The 273-nt window shown below is 53.5% G+C and carries 1 protein-coding gene; it reads left to right on the top strand.

Translation table 11 applies throughout. The annotated features are described in order from the left end of the window. Positions 1 to 273: cytochrome c biogenesis protein CcsA (gene ccsA, locus VJI93_RS08815; RefSeq protein ID WP_324009325.1), on the top strand; the 273-nt coding region annotated here is incomplete at both ends.

The raw sequence follows: 273 nt of genomic DNA, 5'->3' as shown, positions 1-273 counted from the left end.
ACCTGCTGGATGAGATCAGCTATCGTGCGATCAGTATCGGCTACCCGGTATTTACTCTGGGTGCTCTGATTTTCGCCATGATCTGGGCGCAAGAGGCGTGGGGACGCTTCTGGGGCTGGGACCCGAAAGAGGTTTGGGCACTCATCGTATGGCTGTTCTACAGTGCTTACCTGCACTTGCGGCTTTCACGCGGATGGATTGGCGCCAAGTCTGCGTGGATGTCCGTCATTGGTTTTGTTATCATCTTGATTACACTCGTCGTAGTCAATCTGG

It is taken from the genome of Parvimonas sp. M20, assembly GCF_035282425.1.
In the GTDB taxonomy this organism is placed as follows: Bacteria; Bacillota; Clostridia; order Tissierellales; family Peptoniphilaceae; genus Parvimonas.
This window is presented reverse-complemented; position numbering and strand designations above follow the sequence as displayed.